The sequence below is a fragment of the Streptomyces sp. Y1 genome, assembly GCF_041053115.1.
GTDB classification, from domain to species: domain Bacteria; phylum Actinomycetota; class Actinomycetes; order Streptomycetales; family Streptomycetaceae; genus Kitasatospora; species Kitasatospora rubellomurina.
Genome location: NZ_CP163445.1, coordinates 749,645 through 767,802 on the forward strand (window position 1 = coordinate 749,645; position 18,158 = coordinate 767,802).

An 18,158-nucleotide genomic window follows, 5' to 3' on the forward strand; every position below is an offset into this window, starting at 1 on the left:
CGGGACCTGACCTCGTGTCATCGGCTTTTCACAGCGGAATCCGCGCGTTCGGCCCAGCCCGCACTCCGTTCGGCGCAGCGGGCCCGGACGGATCGAAGAACCACCGGACGGAGGCGGAACGCGGGGCGGGCGGCGTCAGCCGAAGGCCGGCACCGTGTCCAGGATCGCCAGGCGCGCGTTGGCCGTCCTGATGCTGCCGCAGAGCACCTGCGCGCCGCCGACGCGGTAGTCCTCGCCGCTGCCGGTGGCCTTGATGACGGCGCCCTGAAGCGAGTTGTACTGCTTGTCCTGGAGGTCGTCCTTGCGCAGGTCGCGGACGACGATCAGCTTGCGGACGAGGTCGCCCGCGCCCTGCTGGGTGGCGAGGGCCTTCTTCTGGTCCTCGGGCAGCTTGGCGAAGGCCGCGTCGTTCGGGGCGAAGACGGTGACGTTCTCCATCGAGTCGAAGATGTCCTTGGCCTTGGCCGTCTTGACCAGCGCGGACAGCTGGGAGAGGTCCTTGGTCTGGTCGATCGCGGTCAGCACGGGCAGGCCGCTCATGGCCCCGAGGCTGCCGGGGCCGTCGCCGGGCAGCGCCGCGCAGGCCTGGCCGAAGGCCTTCTCCGGCGGCGGGGGTGCGGCGACGACCGGGGCGGCCGCGTCGACGCCGCCGCTGCAGCCGGCGAGCGGGGCGAGGGCGAGTGCCAGGGCCACGAGCGTGGCGGGGCGGTGGGTGCGACGGCTCATCGTGGAGGTCCTCCTAGGGGAACCGGCCGAGTCGTTCCGGTGACGCCGGTACGCCGATTGGCGCCGGTACGTCGATACGCCCCAGATGGTGACACCGCGTCAGTCGGCCGCCGGGGAGGTCGGGCCCGCGCGGGGCCGCGTCACCCGTTCCGCCGACCCGCGGACGCGCCTGCCGGGCCGGGCGCTACCGGTCGCGGACGGCGCACAGGGATCGCGGTGATGTGGTACCCGGGTACGGCCACCGGGCACCCTCGCTCCGGCCGGTGGTGAACGCCCCCGGCCCCGGTCGCGTACCCCCGGGCGAGTCGCTTCGCTGGCCCACCGCCCCGCGGCCGGCGGCCCGTACGGAAGGAGCGTGCGCCATGCGCCGTGTCGCCTGGGCAGCCACCATGCTGCCCGCCCTGGCCCTCGCAGCAGCGTGCAGCAGCGGCGGCGGCAGTGCCAAGCCCGCCGCACCGAGCCCGCCGGCCTCCTCGGCGCCGGCCCCCTCGACCAGTCCGCCCGCCAGCCCGCCGAGCACGGGCGGCACGACGGTCGCCGTCCACAGCAACAAGCTCGGCATGATCCTCACCGACAGCCAGGGCCGCACCCTCTACCTGTTCGAGAAGGACTCGCCGACGATGTCCGCCTGCGACGGCGCGTGCGCGTCCGCGTGGCCGCCCCTGACCACCACGGGCGCCCCGCAGGCGGGCAGCGGCGTCGACGCCGCCCAGCTCGGCACCGTCACCCGGGCCGACCACAGCCTCGAGGTGACGTACCACGGCCACCCGCTCTACTACTTCTCCGGGGACCAGAAGCCGGGCGACACCAACGGCGAGGGCTCGAAGGCCTTCGGCGCCGGCTGGTACGTCCTCGACCCCTCGGGCAGCAAGATCGACAACGACTGACGCTCCCGACCGTGGTTGTCGGTGGGGCCTGCTAGCGTCCGGCCATGATGAAGACCGTGCCGTACACCGGCGAGGAGAAGGAGAGTCTGCACACGGCTCTCGACCGGCACCGCGACGTGGTGGTCTGGAAGGTCCAGGGGCTGGACGACGAGCAGCTGCGCCGGCCCATGACGCCGTCCGGGACGAGTCTGCTGGGGCTGGTCAAGCACCTCGGCGGGGCCGAGCTCTGGTGGTTCCGCGAGACCTTCGGCCGGGAGACCGGTCCGATGCCGTTCGACATCGAGGCCGACGAGACCTCCGACATGCGGGTCGAGCCGCACGAGTCGACCGCCGACATCCTGGCCTTCTACGCCCGGGCCAGGGCGGCGGCCGACGAGGTGATCCGCGAGCTCGACCTGGACGCCACCGGCACCTCGTACTCCGGCACGACCGTCTCGCTGCGCTGGGTACTGATCCACATGGCCACCGAGACCGCCCGGCACGCCGGCCACCTGGACATCCTGCGCGAGCTGGCCGACGGCGCGACCGGCGACCACGACCGTAGCTGAGGAGTCGCCGGCCGACCGGGGTGGGCCGAGGGTCAGTAGTAGTGGCGCCGGCCGCCGACCGCGTGTCCGACCGCGCCTGCCACCCACAGGACGAGGCCGATGGCGACCAGGATGAAGCCGATGGTCCACAGGATCGGGATCCCGAAGAAGAACCCGATGAGGAGCAGGATGACGCCGAGAACGAGCACGGTGTCCTCCCTCGGATGACGGGGACGGTTGTCGGACGGGGCCCGGTCCCGGCTCCCCCGCGCCGCGGCCACCACCTGTCCGGGGTGGCGGCCGCGGCATCTCCTGCCGTGCCCACGTACCGCGTCTACCGCTTCCGGGCCGTACCAAACCCCGCGAGCGCCCGGGTGTCGGCCGCCGCGGTTCGGGCAGACGCCGGGGCATGAACCCGATCGAACGCGGACTGCGCGCGGTGGACGGCCTCCAGCAGCGCCACCGCGCGCCCGCCGTGGTCGTCGGCGTCGTGCGCAAGTACGGGGACGACCGGGGCGGCCTGCTCGCCGCCCTGATCACCTACTACGGCTTCGTCGCCCTGATCCCGCTGCTGCTCCTGCTCAGCACCGTCCTCGGCTTCGTCCTGCACGGCCACCCCGGGGCGCAGCGGTCCGTGCTGAACTCCGCGCTCGCCGACTTCCCGATCATCGGCGACCAGTTGCGCCAGAACGTCCACTCGCTCCAGGGCAGCGGTCTGGCCCTGGCCATCGGCGGGTTCGGCCTGCTGTACGGGGCGCTCGGCATCACGCAGGTGCTGCAGCACGCGATGGCCGAGGTATGGAACGTGCCGGGGGTCCAACGGCCGGGCTACTGGCCGCGGTTGGGGCGGGGCCTGCTGCTGCTCGTGGTCCTGGGCGGCGGTCTGGTGCTGGGCACCGCCGCCGCCTCGCTGGTCGGTACGGCGCTGGGCGGGGTGCCCGCCCGGGTCGGCGGCCTGCTGGTCTCGGCGCTGCTGAACACCGCGCTGTGCCTGCTCTGCTTCCGGGTGCTGACGCCGCGCGAGGTCACCACCCGCGCGCTGTGGCCCGGATGCCTCGTCGCCGGACCGCTGTTCACCGCGCTCCAGGCCTTCGGTTCGCTGCTGGTGACGCACGAACTGCGGCACGCCACCCAGGTCTACGGCTTCTTCGCGACGGTGATCGGCCTGCTCTCCTGGCTCTACCTGGCCGCGCAGATCACCGTGTACGCGGCGGAGGCCAACGTCGTGCTGGCCCGGCGGCTGTGGCCCCGAAGTCTGCTGCAGCCGCCGCTCACGGCGGCGGACGAGGAGGTCCTGTCCTCCGTCGCCCGCCAGGAGGAGCGCCGCCCGGAGCAGCGCGTCGAGGTGCGCTTCGGGAAGGAGAAGGAAGCGGAGGGGAAGGAAGCGGAGGAGGAGGACGGCGACGACGGCAGCGGCGCCGAGGCCGACCGCCCCCGGGCTCCCTAGCCGGCCTAGCCGGCCTGGCCGGCCATTCCGTCCCGGAGCCGCGCGGCGTCGAACTCGGCCCAGACCGTCTTGCCCGGGCCGTTCGGCTCCGCGCCCCAGCGGTCGGCGATCCGCTGCACGATGAACAGGCCGTGGCCGCCGGGCAGGGCGGGGTGGTGCGGTTCGCGGAGGGCGGGCAGGTCCGCGGTGCGGTCGCTGACCTCGATCCGCAGCCGGCCCGGGGTGAGGTCGAGGACCAGCTCCCGGGGGCCGCCGCCGTGCAGCATGGCGTTGCCCACGAGTTCGGCGACGACCAGGACGACGTCCTCGGCGATGCCCTCACCGGTGCCCGGCCGCAGGAAGGGCTCGCACCAGTCGGCGAACGCCCGGGCGGCGTGGGCCCTGGCCAGGGCGACCGGCTTGGGGAGCCCCGCGAGGGGCAGCCGGCGCCGCTGGCCGCCGGCGGGCAGCACCGGGCCGGTCTGGTGCGGGTCGCCGTCCAGGGCTCCCCGGCTCATCGTCATCTGAGGGCACCCTTTCGGATCGACGACGCTTTCGCAGCTCGGTTTCCCGGCGGCTCCGGGATTATGCCTGCCCCCGGTCCGCCCTCGGCGGACGGCAGCCGGGCGGGGCGGTCGGCCACCCCGCCGCTCAGCCCGCCAAGGCCGCCTCGACCGACTCGCGGAGGGCGAACACCACGTGGGCGCCGGTCAGTTCGAGCACCCGCATCACGGTGGGTGCCACCGCCGCGAGGCGCAGCTCCGTACCCTCCTGCTCCGCCGCGATGCGGGTCTTGAGCAGGAGGTTCAGCCCGGAGGAGTCGCAGAAGGCGACTCCGCGCAGGTCGATGACCAGCGTGGGGGGCCGCCGTGCGACCAGCTCGGTGAGCGTCGCCGCGGCCGGGGCCAGGGTCTCGACGTCGAGGTCGCCCACCAGCGCGCAGACCGCCGCGCCGGTCCCGGTGACGCGGGTGGTCACCGTCAGGCCGCTCCCGGGTGCGGGCGTCACCAGGGCGGTGTCCCCCAGGTCGTCGTCCGATGGCGTCATCGTCGCCCCCTCCGTGTCCGTGCCTTCCGACCATACGCAGCCCGGGCCCCTCGGCGGAACGGTTCGGCCGGACGGAATCGGGCGGACCGGCGGGGCGGGCGGGTCCGCCGGGTGGGTGACGGCGCGCCCCCTCAGGTGTCCTCGGGTTCGAGCCCCTCCCGCAGCCGCCGCAGCGTGCGGCTCAGCAGCCGCGAGACGTGCATCTGGGACAGGCCGAGGCGCTCGCCGATCTGGGACTGGGTCAGGTCCTCGCAGAAGCGCAGCGACAGGATGAGCCGGTCCCGCTCCGGCAGCGCGGCGACGAGCGGCTTGAGCGCCACCAGGTCCTCCACCCGGGCGAGGTCCCGGTCCTCCTGTCCGAGGCGGTCGCCCAGCGAGCCGGGGCCGTCGTCGCCCTCCGCGCCGCCGAGGTCCAGGGAGCCCGCGGTGTGCCCGTTGGCGGCGGTCAGCCCCTCGATCACCTCGTCGACGGAGACGGCGAGGTCCTCGGCGAGTTCGGCCACCGTGGGGGCCCGGTCGAGGTCCTGCGACAGCCGGTCCTGGGCCCTGGCCAGCGCGATGCGCAGCTCCTGGAGGCGGCGGGGCACGTGGACGGCCCAGGTGGTGTCGCGGAAGTGGCGCCGCATCTCGCCGAGGACCGTCGGCATGGCGAAGGTGGTGAACTCCACGCCGAGGTCCGGGTCGAAGCGGTCGATGGCCTTGATCAGGCCGACCGCACCGGCCTGGAGCAGGTCCTCCCTCGGCTCGCGGTGCGCGGTGAAGTGGCGGATCGCGTACCGGACGAGGGAGAGGTTCATCTCCACCAGGGTGGTGCGGACGTACGAGTACTCCCGCGTGCCCTCCTCCAGCGCGGCGAGGCGTCGGAGCAGGACCCGGGTGAGTTCCCGCGCTTCGGCGGGCGCGATGTCCTTCGGGTCCGCGTCCCCGGTCAGCTCCGCGGGGAGCGGGTCCGCCGGGCGTGGCTCCGCAGAGACCGGGTCCGCGGAGACCGGGTCCGCGGGCCTTCCGCCGGGGACGGCCGCGGGGGCGAGCAGTTCACCGGTGGGCGTGGGCATGCGAGTCCTTTCCCTGACGACACGACGGGACTCCGGGTACCCCCGGTCGGCGGATGGATGCGACCGACCGTGGTGAAGGTTCCGTGAAGTCCGCACCGGCCCCGGCCTGCGCCGGCCTGCGCCGGCCCGCCCCGCAGCGCCGTTCCCGGCCCGCCGCACGGCGGCGCGGGCGGGACGACCGCCGTCCCGCCCGCGCTGGCCGGGCCAGTCCCGCCGACCGGCGCGGGTCAGCCCGCCAGGAGTCGTGCGAGGTCGTGGTCCCAGTCGATCCGGCTGTGTTCCGACCCGGCGGGCACCAGCTCGTCCGTGGCGGCCAGGAACCGGTCGAGCTCCTCGGTCCGGACGGCGAGCAGCGCCACGCCCTCGACCCCGCCGAGCGCGATCAGCGTCCTGGTCCCGTCGAACGGCGAGACGTGGACGTCCCCCTCGCCGGCGGGCGTGCGCACGCCCGCCGCGAGCAGGTCGCGCGAGAGCTCCCACACCGCGTCCGAGCCGGAGCCGCGGAAGTCGAGGCTGATCACACAGGGGTCGTCGGGCCGGTAGGACCAGGCGACGTCCAGGTCCCGGGTGTGGCGTTCGCCGGTGATCAGTCGCATGGTGATCGGCGTGGTCAGCGCGTGCATGCGGTTCCCCTTCCGAAGTCTTCCGAGGTTCGTCCGAAGTCCGTCCGAAGTCCGTCCGCGGGCGCGGCGCGATCGCGGCCGCCCGGTGCGGCGCGGTTCGCGGCGGGCCCGGCGGGCTCAGAAGATCCGGCCACCGTAGAACGGGTCGTAGTAGAGCCCGTAGCGGTCGCGCAGGTCGGCCGTCACGTCGTTCGACCCGTCCTCGCCGAGCCCGGGGCCCCTCTTGATGTCGTCCTTCGAGCGGTCGACGTACACCTTCTGCTCGCCGATCTCGATCCGGATGACGGTGTACGCGGGCAGCAGCACCCGCCGCCCGAGGAACCACGGGCCGGTGTCGACCACCAGGTACCGGGCGCCGACCTCCTCGGACAGCTTGTCGATCCGGCCGACCGGCCCGTCGATGGCCTCGACGTGGAAGCCGATGAGGTCGGTGCCCGCGGTGTGCCCGGCGGTGTCCCGGAACTCCCAGATGTTGACGCGCTCGTTCACGATCGTCTCCTTCCCTCCGTTGCCGTGCACCCGGCCCGGGGCCCCGCCCCCGGGCCGGGTGTCGGCTGCGGCTGCCCCCGATCCCGGGGTTCATGCCACCGAACCGCCGGCCGTCACCGGGGGCCGCGGCCGTCGACCGCTACCGGGCCGCGGCCGCGACCGCCGGCGCGGGCCGCCCCGCCGGACGGCCCGCGGGGCCCGACTGCCCCGATCCCGGCCAGGCATGCGCCCGGCAGGCATGGATCCCGCCGAACGGGAAAACGGCGGACCCGGGACCGGCCCGGCTGCCGGGGCCGAGGAAGGAGAACGAACGTGTGGTGGATGCTGATCCGATTGCTCCTGGCCGGCGTGGGGGTGGCGCTGACCACCTGCGTGCTGGACCGGGTCGCCGAACGGCTGGTCGGCAGGCTCGCCGCCCGGCGGCCCGGCAACGGGACGCCGGACCTGCTGCACGGCTGCCGGCGCCCGCTGCTCGCCCTGGTCGCCGCCTCGCTGGCGCTCGCCGCGCAGCCCTGGGTCGGCGGTTCGCCGCAGACCCGGGACCGGCTGCACCACGCCCTGGTCCTGCTGGCGATCGCCTCCGGCGGGTGGGTCGGCGCCCGGGTCGTCGGGCTCGTCGTGGAGGGCGCCGTCCGGCTCGCCGTCCACCGCCGCGACCCGTCCTCCGCCGGACGCGCCCGCACCCAGGCCGGCCTGCTCGGCCGGATCTGCCAGGCGGTCATCGCGATCGTCGCGCTCGGGGCGATGCTCCTGACCTTCCCGTCCGTACGCGGCATCGGCACCAGCCTGATCGCCTCGGCGGGCCTGGTCGGCGTGGTCGCGGGCATCGCCGCGCAGAGCGTCCTCGCCAACCTGTTCGCCGGGGTGCAGCTGGCGTTCGGCGACCTCGTCCGGATCGGCGACGTCGTCGTGGTCTCCGGCGAGTGGGGCACCGTCGAGGAGATCACCCTCACCGCGGTGGTGATCGCCACCTGGGACCAGCGGCGCCTGGTCATGCCGATGTCCTACTTCGCGAGCCGCCCCTTCGAGAACTGGTCCCGCCGCTCCAGCCGGATCACCGGCACCGCGTTCCTCCACCTCGACCACCGGGCCCCCGTCCCGCTGCTGCGCAAGGAGTTCGAGGCGTTCCTGGCCGACCACCCGCTCTGGGACGGCCAGGGCAGCGCCCTGCAGGTCGTCGACACCACCCCCAGCACGATCGTGGTCCGGCTGCTGGCCACCGCCGCCGATGCCGCCGACGCGTTCTCGCTCCGCTGCGAGCTGCGCGAGCACCTGGTCAGCCACATCTGCGCGCACCACCCCGAGGCGCTCCCCCGGGTCGCCGTCGATCCGGGGCCCCGGCCGCCCGGTGACCATCCCGGGAGCCGGTGACCGCCCGGGGGCGGACACGACGGGACCCCCGCCCCGGCGGACTCCTGGTCTCGCCGGGGCGGGGGTCGGGCCTCAGGCGGTGTAGCCGCCGTCCACGGCGAGGGCGGTGCCGGTGACGTAGCGGCCGCCGGGGCCGGCCAGGAAGGCCACGGCGGCCGCGATGTCCTCGGCCTGCCCGTACGTCCCCAGCGCGGTGAGCGAGCGCTGGAAGTCCGCGGAGTCGCCGTCGGCCGGGTTCATGTCGGTGTCGATCGGGCCCGGGTCGACGATGGTGGCGGTGATCCCGCGCGGGCCGAGCTCCCGGGCCAGGCCCTTGGTCAGCCCGGTGAGGGCGGTCTTGGCGGTCGCCTGCAGCACGAAGTTCGCGCCGGGGACGCGCCCGTTGAAGCAGGACCCGATGCTGATGATCCGCCCGCCCTCGCCCAGGTGCCGGGCGGCGGCCTGGGCCGCGAGGAACACCGAGCGGATGTCGACGGCGAGCACCCGGTCCAGCTCCTCGACGGTCACCTCGGCCAGCGGGCCGTAGGTGAGGAAGCCGGCGTTGTTCACCAGGATGTCGAGCCGGCCCAGCTCCCGCACGGCCGTCTCCACCGCCCGCTCCGCGGCCCCCGCCTCGGCGAGGTCGGCCCGGACGGCGACGGCCCGGCCGCCGGCCGCCTCGATCTCCTTGACCACCGCGCGGGCCTGCTCCTCGGCCCGTACGTAGGTCAGCGCCACCGCCGCGCCCTCGGCCGCCAGCCGCTTCGCCACCGCGGCGCCGATCCCCCGGCTGCCGCCGGTCACCAGGGCCACCTTGCCGGTCAGCTCGCTCATCGCTCTTCCCCCTTCGTGGATGCCGCGTCCGCGGCTCATTCACGGTAGGAGTTGACACCGGTGTCAGGTTCAAGCGCTTTTCCGCGCGGCCGGCCGGGCGGCCCCGGCCCCGCCCCCGGGAACCCGTACGGAGGGGGTGGGGGCACCGGCCGGGGTAAGGCCCGCCTAGGCTGTAGGCCAAGCAAAACGGGCGAACCGGACCCATCCGTGGGGCCACGAGGACGGAAAGCAGGACCCGCCGATGGGCGACGGAATGTCAGGCATGCACCACCACGGCGGGATGACCCGGCTAGGCCCGTTCACCTTCGACAACGTCTGGACGTGGTCCCCCGACTGGGTCTTCCTGCTCGGCGGGCTGGTCGCCCTCGGCCTCTACCTGGCCGCCGCCGTCCGGCTGTACCGGCGCGGCGACAAGTGGCCGGTCGGCCGGGTGGTCGCCTGGGCGGCGGGCGTCGGCTCGATGCTGCTGGTCACCTGCACCGGGCTGAACGACTACGGGATGGTGCTGTTCAGCGCGCACATGATCCAGCACATGGTGCTGTCCATGCTGACGCCGATCCTGCTGCTGCTCGGCGCGCCGATCACGCTGTCGCTGCGCGCGCTGCGCCCGGCCGGCAAGGGGCGTCCGCGCGGCCCGCGCGAGCTGCTGGTGGCGCTGCTGCACAGCCGGTACGTCCGGGTGGTCTCGCACCCCGCGTTCACCATCCCGCTGTTCATCGCGAGCCTGTACGGGGTCTACTTCACCCCGATCTTCGACTTCCTGATGCAGTACCGCGCCGGGCACATCTTCATGATGGTGCACTTCCTGGCCACCGGCCTGGCGTTCTTCTGGCCGATCATGGGCGTGGACCCGGGCCCGCACCGGCCCGGCCACGTGATGCGGATCATCGAGCTGTTCATGGGGATGCCGTTCCACGCGTTCTTCGGCGTCGCCGTGATGATGGCCAGCCACCCGCTGGTGACCACCTTCACGGTGGACGGCGCGCCGCCCGGGACGAACCTGCTGGAGGACCAGAAGCTGGCCGGCGGGATCACCTGGGCCTTCGGCGAGATCCCGACCGCGATCGTGCTGGTCGCCCTGGTGTACCAGTGGATGGGCTCCGAGCAGCGGCAGGCCCGGCGGCGCGACCGGGCCGAGGACCGCAGCGGCGACGCCGAGCTGGAGGCGTACAACGCCTACCTGGCCTCGCTCGACAAGCGCGGCCAGCGCCCGGCCCCGGCCGCCCCGGCGGCCGACGCGGGCTGAGCCCCGCCCGGCCCACCCCGCAGGACCCCCGTTCCGCCCCAGGAACGGGGGTCCTGTCGTACGCGTTCGACCAGACATGCACGTCCTGCTCCTGCCCGCCCTCCTGCTCACCGGCTACGTCCTGCTCTGGCTGCTCGGCTTCCTCGGCTGCGCGCTGCGCCAGCGGCGCCGGGCGCTGCCGGAGGGCGCCGACTACCTGGTGGTGCTGGGCGCGGCGCTGGACGGCTGCGAGCCCGGCCCGGCGCTGGCGGCCCGGCTGGACGCCGCGCTGGAACGCCTAGCCGCCGAGGAGGCCGCCGGGCACGCGCCGCTGCTGCTGGTGACCGGCGGGAAGGGCCCGCACGAGGAGTGCACCGAGGCGGCCGCGATGGCCCGCTACCTGATCGCCCGCGGCGTCCCGGCCGGGCGCGTGCGGCGCGAGGAGCGGGCCGTGAACACCGCCGAGAACCTGCGCTTCAGCGCCGCCCTGATGGCCGCCGAGCGGCCCGGCTACCGCTGCACGGTGGTCACCAGCGGCTTCCACGCCGTCCGCTCCGCCCTCGCCGCCCGCCGGGCCGGCGCCCCCGGCCGGGTGCTCGGCGCGGACGGCCTGCTCGCGCACGGCCCGTACGCGCTGCTGCGCGAGGCGGTGGGCACCGCGCTGGCCTGGCCCCGGGCCAACGGCGCCGCGCTCGTGCTGCTGGCCGGCGGCGGGGTGCTGCTGGCACTGGCCTGATCCCGCGGCCGCCGCACGAACCTCTGGATCGCCTCGCGCCGCTGCGTTAGTTTGAGAACGGAACCGAGCGCGGAGGGGGGCTCTGTGACGTACCGACCGACTGGCGGACCAACTGGCGGAGCGACGGACCGGACCCGGGGCGAGTGGAGCACGCTGCAGCGGGCCTGCGTGCCGGTGGCCCTGGTGGCGACCGTGGTCGCCACGGTGGTGGGCGGGCTGGCCGTCTGGCAGTGGCTGGCCGACGACCGGGGGGTGCGGTCCGCCTACGCCTTGGCCCTGGGGGCGGCCGTGCTGGCCTGCGGCGTGGCCGCCGTGCCGTTCCGGCGGCGGGACGTCCTGGCCGACGCCGTGGGGGTCGTCGTGGTGTTCCTGCTCCTGCCGACGCTGGTCGGCGTCGGCGCGGTGGCGTCCGCGACCAGCGACATCCGGGAGTGGAGGCGCACCAGCCAGGCGGTGACGGCCACGCTGAGCGGCTGCTACGTCTCCGGCTCGCAGCCGATCGACACGGACCGGGGCACGATCGGCTCGGACGACCTCTACAGCTGCACCTACCGCTGGACGGCGGCCGGCCGGGACTGGGAGCAGGTCCGCCGCTCCCCGAACGGCGACCACCCGGACGGCTACCGGGAGCAGGTGTGGGCGGACGGCAAGACCGGCGAGGTGGCCGAGCACCACCCGATCAGGATCGGCCTGTGCCTCCTGCTCGCCCTCGGCTGCCTGATCGTCGCCGTGCCGTCCTGGATCGTGCACCCGTGGATGCTCCTCGAGTACGGCCTGCTCGGCCGCCGCCCGAAGGCCGACGCCTGACCACGCCTGAACATGCCGCAGGCCCCGGGTCCGCCATCGGACCCGGGGCCTGTGTCAGCTCAACTCGACCGGTTTCAGCCGAGGTTGGCGAGCGCCTCGTTGAAGGTCTTGGACGGGCGCATCACGGCGGCGGCCTTGGCCGGGTCCGGCTGGTAGTAGCCGCCGAGGTCGACCGGCGAGCCCTGGACGGCGATGAGCTCGTCCACGATGGCCTGCTCCTGGCCGGTCAGCGCCTCGGCGAGGCCGGCGAAGGCCTGGGCCAGCTCGGCGTCCTCGGTCTGCTCGGCCAGCTCCTGGGCCCAGTACATGGCCAGGTAGAAGTGGCTGCCGCGGTTGTCGATGCCACCGAGGCGGCGGCTCGGCGACTTGTCCTCGTTGAGGAAGGTGCCGGTGGCGCGGTCCAGGGTGTCGGCCAGCACCTTGGCGCGGGCGTTGCCCGCGGTGGTGGCCAGGTGCTCGAAGCTGGCGGCCAGCGCGAAGAACTCGCCCAGGCTGTCCCAGCGCAGGTAGTTCTCCTTGACGAGCTGCTGGACGTGCTTCGGGGCGGAGCCGCCGGCGCCGGTCTCGAACAGGCCGCCGCCCGCCATCAGCGGGACGACCGACAGCATCTTGGCGCTGGTGCCCAGCTCCAGGATCGGGAACAGGTCGGTCAGGTAGTCGCGCAGCACGTTGCCGGTGACCGAGATGGTGTTCTCACCGCGGCGGATGCGCTCCAGCGAGAACGTGGTGGCCTCGACCGGGGACTTGATCTCGATCTGCAGGCCGGTGGTGTCGTGCTCCGGCAGGTACCGCTCGACCTTCTCGATCAGCACGGCGTCGTGGGCGCGCTGCGGGTCCAGCCAGAAGACGGCCGGGTCGCCGGTGGCGCGGGCGCGGGTGACGGCCAGCTTGACCCAGTCCTGGATCGGCGCGTCCTTGGTCTGGCAGGCGCGGAAGATGTCGCCGGGCTGGACGGCCTGTTCCAGGACGACGTTGCCCTCGGCGTCGACCAGGCGGACGGTGCCGGCGGCCGGGATCTCGAAGGTCTTGTCGTGGGAGCCGTACTCCTCGGCCGCCTGGGCCATCAGGCCGACGTTCGGCACCGAGCCGATGGTGGCCGGGTCCAGGGCGCCGTTGGCGCGGCAGTCGTCGATGACGGCCTGGTACACGCCCGCGTAGCTGTGGTCCGGGAGGACGGCCAGGGTGTCGGCCTCCTTGCCGTCCGGGCCCCACATGTGGCCGGAGGTGCGGATCATGGCCGGCATCGAGGCGTCGACGATGACGTCGCTCGGCACGTGCAGGTTGGTGATGCCCTTGTCGGAGTCGACCATGGCGAGGGCCGGGCCCTCGGCCAGCTCGGCCTCGAAGGAGGCCTTGATCTCGGCGCCCAGGTGCGGCACGTTGTCGAGGCCGGCCAGGATGCCGCCGAGGCCGTTGTTCGGGTTCAGGCCGGCGGCGACGAGCACCTCGCCGTACTGGGCGAAGGTCTTCGGGAAGAAGGCGCGCACGACGTGGCCGAAGATGATCGGGTCGGAGACCTTCATCATGGTGGCCTTGAGGTGCACCGAGAACAGCACGCCCTCGGCCTTGGCGCGGGCGACCTGCGCGGCCAGGAACTCGTTCAGGGCGGCGGCGCGCATCACGGAGGCGTCGACGACCTCGCCGGCCAGCACCGGGACGCTCTCGCGCAGCACGGTGGTGGTGCCGTCCTGGCCGACCAGCTCGATGCGCAGGGCGCCGTCGGCGCCGATCACGGTGGACTTCTCGGTGCTCGCGAAGTCGTTGTCGGCCATGGTGGCGACGTTGGTCTTGGAGTCGGCCGTCCAGGCGCCCATCCGGTGCGGGTGGGTCTTGGCGTAGTTCTTGACCGACAGCGGCGCGCGGCGGTCGGAGTTGCCCTCGCGCAGGACGGGGTTGACGGCGCTGCCCTTGACCTTGTCGTAGCGGGCGCGGGCGTCCTTCTCCTCGTCGCTCTGCGGGGCGTCCGGGTAGTCCGGCAGGTCGTAGCCCTGGGCCTGCAGCTCGGCGATGGCGGCCTTCAGCTGCGGCACGGAGGCCGAGATGTTCGGCAGCTTGATGATGTTGGCGGCCGGGGTCTTGGCCAGCTCGCCCAGCTCGGCGAGGGCGTCGCCGATCCGCTGGGCCTCGGTCAGACGCTCCGGGAAGCTGGCGATGATGCGCCCGGCCAGGGAGATGTCACGGGTCTCCACCCGCACGCCCGCCGTCTTGGCGTACGCCTGGACCACCGGCAGGAACGAGTAGGTCGCCAGGGCCGGAGCCTCGTCGGTGTGCGTATAGATGATGGTCGAGTCAGTCATCGGTACTCCGCTTCACGTCTCCAACGTCTTGACGTCAAGATATCTCGTCCCGGGCCTCTCGCTCCACCTCCCCCCGCCCCGGAGCGCGCGCCGGGCGCCCCGGGGGGGCGCGAGCACGGCCGGCTCCACCGTCCCCCGGGGCGCCCGCCGCGGCAAGCCGGGCGGGCTCAGACCGAGGTCAGCCGGGCCGCCAACTCCTCCTCGTCGGCGAGGAACCAGAGCTGCCGGCCGCGGTTGCTCTCCCGGACGAAGTCGCGCAGGGCGTCGGAGGCGGCGATCTGCTCGGCGATGTCGCCGAGCACGACCAGGCCGACGCGGTAGTTGACGAACTTCTGCACGATGCCGCCGGCGACGCGGGTGCGCAGCGCGAAGAAGTCCGGGTGCAGCCGGGCGACGGGGGCGACGACCCAGGTGGCGCCGTGGCCGAAGGCGTCGCCGATGACGTCCATGGCGTCCTGCTCGGTGCGGATCGGCGCGCCCTCGGCGGGCAGCCGCAGGACGGTCGGGCGGTCGGTCACGTCGGTCATCACGTTCTTCCTCAGCTGAAGGTGTGGACGATGGCGAGCAGTGCGGCGGTGTCGGCCGGGTCGCCGAGGAGGATCAGCCGCAGCGTGCGGCCCTGCGGGTCGTGGACGGCTTCGACGTGCAGCGGGCGGCCGCCGTCGCGCGGGCCGGCGACGGCGGCGAGGACGGCGGTGCTGAGCCGGTCGGCCTCGGCGCGGTCGACGTCCTCGATCCGGACGACGGCGGACACCTCGGCGCGCCGCCGGGCGGGGGCGACCGGGGCGCCGGTGAGCGCCTCCAGGTCGACCTGGGCGATCCGGTACTGCTTGCCGATCCGGGTGGCGGCGAGCCGCCCGTCGCGGATGTAGCCCCGGACGGTGCGCACGTGCAGGCCGAGGAGTTCGGCCACCTGTTCCACCGAGTAGTACTGCGCCACCTGCGGCCACCCTCCAAGGCTTCCCTATCCGCACACAAGATAGCACTCAGTAGGTGCGTTTAGGGAAGGATAAGGAGTGGTGTAGTCCATTCGAGGGACCCCCGGCGTCAGGAGTGCGTCAACACATCACCCCATCAGGTCAACGCTGCGTCAGGACCGGCGACGGCCGGCCCGGGCAGGCCTAGCGTCGACTCGGAAGCAGTTCCGACAGGCACCACCACCCCACTCGGGAGCACTCGCATGGCCCGCGTCCTCTGGCACGTTCCGGTCACCGCCTCCGGCACCGGAAGCACCTCCGCCCTCCGCCTGTTCCGCCTGCGCGACGGTCGCCGCTGCGCGGTCGGCTTCTCCACCCCCGAGGCCCTGGCCGCCCTGCTCGGCCCGGACCAGCCGTACACCGAGCTCGCCGAGCCCGCGCTGCGCGACCTGACCGCGCCGCTCGGCGTGGACACCCTGGTGCTGGACCCGCGCCTGGTCGCCCCGCCCGTCGCGGCGGCGCCGCCCGCCCCGCTCGCCCCCGCCGGACCGGCCGCGCAGCTGCAGGCCCGGTGACCGCCCTCCACCTGGTCCCGGGCGGCCGGGAGCCGGAGCCCGAGCCGGCCCGGCCGCTGCACGCCGTCGCCCGGGTCAGCTACGGGCCGCTCCCGCTGGACTTCGACCGGCTGGCGGCGGAGTTCCCGGCCGTCCGCGGCGGCCTGGCGCTCGCCGGGGACGCCGACCTGGAGCTGCGCCTGGCCTGCACCGGGCCGGCGGAGTTACGGGCGGTGGCGGCGGCGCTGCACCGCGCGGGCGCGGCCAGCGTCCGGATCGACCTGGTGCTGCGCACCCTCACCCCGGGGCCGGTGACGCTGCGCCCGGTGAACTGACGAGGGATCAGTCCTCGTAGCCGGGGCGGGGGTTCGGGTTGACGCCCTGCCCGTCGATCGGCTGGCCCCAGGCGTCCTCCCCCTCCCCGCCCACGCAGTAGCCGCTGCCCTGCACCTGCCCGCCGGCGGCCCGGCACTGTTCGGCGGTGACGTCGCGGAGGCGGTCCGGCGCCGCCGCGGCCGGGGTCGCGGCGGCGAGGGCTATGACGGCGGTGACGGCGGCCGCGAGGGCCGCCCGGGCGCGCAGCGTTGTGGTCATGCGGCCCAGGACAGCACGGCCGCGCGGCACCGGCGACCACAGCGCGCCCGCCCGGGTGGACCGGCCGGCGGCCGCGCCCGGACCGGCCGCGCCGCATCGCTATGCGGTCGCCGCCATTCCCATGAACCGGAGCAGGCACCAATGGTGCCCGACCGGCGACCGAAGCTCAATTGCCGCTCAAATGCTGAACCTACTGGTCGGTCACGTAATAACCCGGAAAGCGGGGTGCCCCCTACCTGGGAGAATGTCGGGAAAAGAAAGTAAACATTCAGCAATGGAATCTGTGCAGAGGCCTATGAATAGCCCTACTGTGTGGCAACTCTCCGAGCTCCGCCCACCCCGGAGCCCCCACACACAGAGAGATCGCCCATGGCTTCCCTCAACCAGATCTCGCCGCCCGGCCAGAGCACCGGCACCGGCGCGACCACCCACCGGTCGCTCAAGCGCCACGTCGGCCTCGTCGGCCTCATGTGGGCCTCGGTCGGCTCGATCATCGGCTCCGGCTGGCTCTTCGGCGCCAAGAGCGCCGTCACCGCAGCCGGGCCCGCAGCCGTCATCTCCTGGGGCATCGGCGCCGTCGCGATCGTGCTGCTCGCGCTCGTCCACGCCGAGCTCGGCGGGCTCTTCCCGGTCGCCGGCGGCACCGCCCGCTACCCGCACTACGCCTTCGGCGGCCTGGCGGGCATGTCCTTCGGCTGGTTCTCCTGGCTCCAGGCGGCCACCGTGGCGCCGATCGAGGTCGAGGCCATGATCGGGTACGCCAAGGACGTACCCGGGTTCGGCGGTCTGCAGAACGCCGACAAAACCCTCACCACCAGCGGATTCATCGCCGCAACCCTGCTGATGGCCGTGTTCGTCGCGGTCAATTTCCTCGGCGTGAAGGTCCTCGCCCGGACCAACAGCATCGCCACCTGGCTGAAGATCTTCGTTCCTCTGCTCACGATCTTCATGCTGGCGATCACCAGCTTCCACGGCTCCAACTTCACCTCGCACGGCTTCGCCCCGTTCGGCGCCAAGGGCGTCCTCGCCGCGATCAGCACCAGCGGCATCATCTTCGCCCTGCTCGGCTTCGAGCAGGCCATCCAGATCGCCGGTGAGAGCCGCAACCCCAAGCGCGACATCCCCCGGGCCGTGCTCGGCTCCGTCGCCATCGGCACGGTGATCTACACCCTGCTGCAGGTCGTCTTCATCGGCGCGCTGCCGGTCACCGCCTTCGCCAACGGCTGGGACAAGCTCGACTTCCCCGGCATCGACGGCCCCTTCGCCGGTCTGGCCACCCTGGTCGGCCTCGGCTGGCTGTACTACGTGCTCAAGGTCGACGCGGTGATCTCCCCCGGCGGCACCGGCCTGATCTACACCACCTCCACCTCGCGCATCTCCTACGGCCTGAGCCGCAACGGCTACGCGCCGCAGAAGTTCGAGCAGCTGGACAAGAACGGCGTGCCGTGGGTCGGCCTGATCCTCTCCTTCGTCACCGGCGTGGTCTGCTTCCTGCCCTTCCCGAGCTGGCAGCAGCTGGTCAACTTCATCACCTCCGCCAGCGTGCTGATGTACGCCGGCGCCCCGCTGGCCTTCGGCGCGCTGCGCCGCCGCCTGCCGGACCGCGAGCGCTCCTACCGGCTGCCGCTGGGCGGGCTGATCTCCCCGGTCGCCTTCGCGGTCGCCAGCCTGATCATCTACTGGGCCGGCTGGGACACCCTGCTCCGCCTGGGCATCGCGATCGCCCTCGGCTACGGCCTGCTCGGCAGCTACGCCGCGTACGCGATCATCAAGCGCCTGCCGAACGCGCCGCGGCTGAACTGGAAGGCCGCCCAGTGGCTGCCGGTCTACCTGCTGGGCCTCGGCCTGATCTCCTGGCAGGGCGGCTTCGGCAACGGCGCCGGCCGGATCCCGCTGTGGGCCGACATGGGCATCGTGGTCGTGTTCTCCCTCGCCATCTACTACTGGGCGATCCAGGTCGCCCTGCCGGCCGAGGAGATCGAGCGCGAGATCGCCGACGTGGAGGTGGTCGACGCGGGCGGACACTGATCATCACCGATGCCTGACACGCGGACGGGCCCGCCG

Annotated in this window: 22 protein-coding genes; 10 read left to right on the forward strand and 12 right to left on the reverse strand. The window is 73.6% G+C overall.

Annotation, left to right across the window (positions count from 1 at the left end; translation table 11 throughout):
- Positions 1-135: 135 nt before the first annotated feature.
- The gene (locus AB2U05_RS03005) at positions 136-726 is read right to left on the reverse strand and encodes a fasciclin domain-containing protein (RefSeq protein ID WP_052706244.1); all 591 of its coding nucleotides are present in this window, start codon (positions 724-726) and stop codon (positions 136-138) included.
- A gap of 362 nt (positions 727-1,088) precedes the next feature.
- Between AB2U05_RS03005 and AB2U05_RS03010 the strand changes: the two genes are divergently transcribed.
- Together AB2U05_RS03010 and AB2U05_RS03015 are read left to right on the forward strand one after the other, a co-directional pair.
- Positions 1,089-1,613, forward strand: coding sequence for a hypothetical protein (locus tag AB2U05_RS03010; protein WP_045693257.1), 525 nt, complete (start codon positions 1,089-1,091; stop codon positions 1,611-1,613).
- Positions 1,614-1,657: 44 nt separating this feature from the next.
- Complete coding sequence (locus tag AB2U05_RS03015; RefSeq protein WP_045693258.1) at positions 1,658-2,161, forward strand: DinB family protein; 504 nt, start codon at positions 1,658-1,660, stop codon at positions 2,159-2,161.
- 32 nt (positions 2,162-2,193) lie between these two features.
- Here the strand turns inward: AB2U05_RS03015 and AB2U05_RS03020 are convergent, their stop codons facing one another.
- A complete protein-coding gene (locus AB2U05_RS03020; protein ID WP_167352900.1) occupies positions 2,194-2,349 on the reverse strand; it encodes a DUF6131 family protein in 156 nt (51 codons plus the stop codon).
- 200 nt (positions 2,350-2,549) lie between these two features.
- On the opposite strand from AB2U05_RS03020, the gene AB2U05_RS03025 reads away from it, so the two are divergent.
- Complete coding sequence (locus AB2U05_RS03025; protein WP_369182329.1) at positions 2,550-3,587, forward strand: YihY/virulence factor BrkB family protein; 1,038 nt, start codon at positions 2,550-2,552, stop codon at positions 3,585-3,587.
- Between the two features lie 5 nt (positions 3,588-3,592).
- Here the strand turns inward: AB2U05_RS03025 and AB2U05_RS03030 are convergent, their stop codons facing one another.
- From AB2U05_RS03030 to AB2U05_RS03050, 5 genes are all read right to left on the reverse strand, one after another.
- A complete protein-coding gene (locus tag AB2U05_RS03030) occupies positions 3,593-4,090 on the reverse strand; it encodes an ATP-binding protein (RefSeq protein WP_369182330.1) in 498 nt (165 codons plus the stop codon).
- 127 nt (positions 4,091-4,217) lie between these two features.
- Positions 4,218-4,613: an STAS domain-containing protein gene (locus AB2U05_RS03035; protein ID WP_369182331.1), complete on the reverse strand. Its 396-nt coding sequence runs from the start codon at positions 4,611-4,613 to the stop codon at positions 4,218-4,220.
- Between the two features lie 131 nt (positions 4,614-4,744).
- Entirely contained in the window at positions 4,745-5,668 is a 924-nt protein-coding gene (locus tag AB2U05_RS03040) for a SigB/SigF/SigG family RNA polymerase sigma factor (RefSeq protein WP_369182333.1), read from the reverse strand.
- A 227-nt stretch (positions 5,669-5,895) separates the two neighbouring features.
- Positions 5,896-6,291, reverse strand: coding sequence for an SsgA family sporulation/cell division regulator (locus AB2U05_RS03045; RefSeq protein ID WP_045693261.1), 396 nt, complete (start codon positions 6,289-6,291; stop codon positions 5,896-5,898).
- A 117-nt stretch (positions 6,292-6,408) separates the two neighbouring features.
- Entirely contained in the window at positions 6,409-6,780 is a 372-nt protein-coding gene (locus tag AB2U05_RS03050; RefSeq protein ID WP_045693262.1) for a PRC-barrel domain-containing protein, read from the reverse strand.
- A gap of 321 nt (positions 6,781-7,101) precedes the next feature.
- Here AB2U05_RS03050 and AB2U05_RS03055 point away from each other — a divergent pair, with 321 nt between their 5' ends.
- On the forward strand, positions 7,102-8,151 hold the full coding sequence (locus tag AB2U05_RS03055) for a mechanosensitive ion channel family protein (RefSeq protein ID WP_045693332.1): 1,050 nt from the start codon (positions 7,102-7,104) through the stop codon (positions 8,149-8,151).
- Between the two features lie 72 nt (positions 8,152-8,223).
- On the opposite strand, the gene AB2U05_RS03060 is transcribed toward AB2U05_RS03055, so the two are convergent.
- A complete protein-coding gene (locus tag AB2U05_RS03060) occupies positions 8,224-8,964 on the reverse strand; it encodes a 3-oxoacyl-ACP reductase family protein (protein ID WP_045693263.1) in 741 nt (246 codons plus the stop codon).
- Positions 8,965-9,226: 262 nt separating this feature from the next.
- On the opposite strand from AB2U05_RS03060, the gene AB2U05_RS03065 reads away from it, so the two are divergent.
- The 3 genes from AB2U05_RS03065 (at position 9,227) to AB2U05_RS03075 (ending at position 11,732) form a co-directional block, all read left to right on the forward strand.
- Positions 9,227-10,210 carry a cytochrome c oxidase assembly protein gene (locus AB2U05_RS03065; protein WP_045693264.1) on the forward strand — a complete coding sequence of 328 codons (984 nt, stop codon included), beginning with the start codon at positions 9,227-9,229 and terminating at the stop codon, positions 10,208-10,210.
- A gap of 76 nt (positions 10,211-10,286) precedes the next feature.
- Complete coding sequence (locus AB2U05_RS03070; protein WP_369182334.1) at positions 10,287-10,925, forward strand: YdcF family protein; 639 nt, start codon at positions 10,287-10,289, stop codon at positions 10,923-10,925.
- A gap of 84 nt (positions 10,926-11,009) precedes the next feature.
- Positions 11,010-11,732: a hypothetical protein gene (locus tag AB2U05_RS03075; protein ID WP_369182335.1), complete on the forward strand. Its 723-nt coding sequence runs from the start codon at positions 11,010-11,012 to the stop codon at positions 11,730-11,732.
- Between the two features lie 74 nt (positions 11,733-11,806).
- Here AB2U05_RS03075 and AB2U05_RS03080 read toward each other — a convergent pair whose 3' ends face one another.
- From AB2U05_RS03080 to AB2U05_RS03090, 3 genes are all read right to left on the reverse strand, one after another.
- Positions 11,807-14,029, reverse strand: a complete 2,223-nt coding sequence (locus AB2U05_RS03080) for an NADP-dependent isocitrate dehydrogenase (protein ID WP_369182336.1) — start codon at positions 14,027-14,029, stop codon at positions 11,807-11,809.
- Between the two features lie 167 nt (positions 14,030-14,196).
- Entirely contained in the window at positions 14,197-14,556 is a 360-nt protein-coding gene (locus tag AB2U05_RS03085) for a DUF4180 domain-containing protein (protein WP_369182337.1), read from the reverse strand.
- Between the two features lie 11 nt (positions 14,557-14,567).
- On the reverse strand, positions 14,568-14,969 hold the full coding sequence (locus AB2U05_RS03090) for a helix-turn-helix domain-containing protein (protein ID WP_045693268.1): 402 nt from the start codon (positions 14,967-14,969) through the stop codon (positions 14,568-14,570).
- Positions 14,970-15,209: 240 nt separating this feature from the next.
- On the opposite strand from AB2U05_RS03090, the gene AB2U05_RS03095 reads away from it, so the two are divergent.
- The gene (locus AB2U05_RS03095; protein ID WP_045693269.1) at positions 15,210-15,521 is read left to right on the forward strand and encodes an SAV_915 family protein; all 312 of its coding nucleotides are present in this window, start codon (positions 15,210-15,212) and stop codon (positions 15,519-15,521) included.
- The gene (locus tag AB2U05_RS03100) at positions 15,518-15,835 is read left to right on the forward strand and encodes a hypothetical protein (RefSeq protein WP_045693270.1); all 318 of its coding nucleotides are present in this window, start codon (positions 15,518-15,520) and stop codon (positions 15,833-15,835) included. The genes AB2U05_RS03095 and AB2U05_RS03100 overlap by 4 nt, the downstream gene beginning before the upstream one ends.
- Before the next feature lie 7 nt (positions 15,836-15,842).
- Here AB2U05_RS03100 and AB2U05_RS03105 read toward each other — a convergent pair whose 3' ends face one another.
- Positions 15,843-16,094 (reverse strand): hypothetical protein, encoded by a 252-nt coding sequence (locus tag AB2U05_RS03105; protein ID WP_045693271.1) that lies wholly within the window; start codon positions 16,092-16,094, stop codon positions 15,843-15,845.
- 369 nt (positions 16,095-16,463) lie between these two features.
- On the opposite strand from AB2U05_RS03105, the gene AB2U05_RS03110 reads away from it, so the two are divergent.
- Positions 16,464-18,122, forward strand: a complete 1,659-nt coding sequence (locus AB2U05_RS03110; RefSeq protein WP_045693272.1) for an APC family permease — start codon at positions 16,464-16,466, stop codon at positions 18,120-18,122.
- Positions 18,123-18,158: the final 36 nt, after the last annotated feature.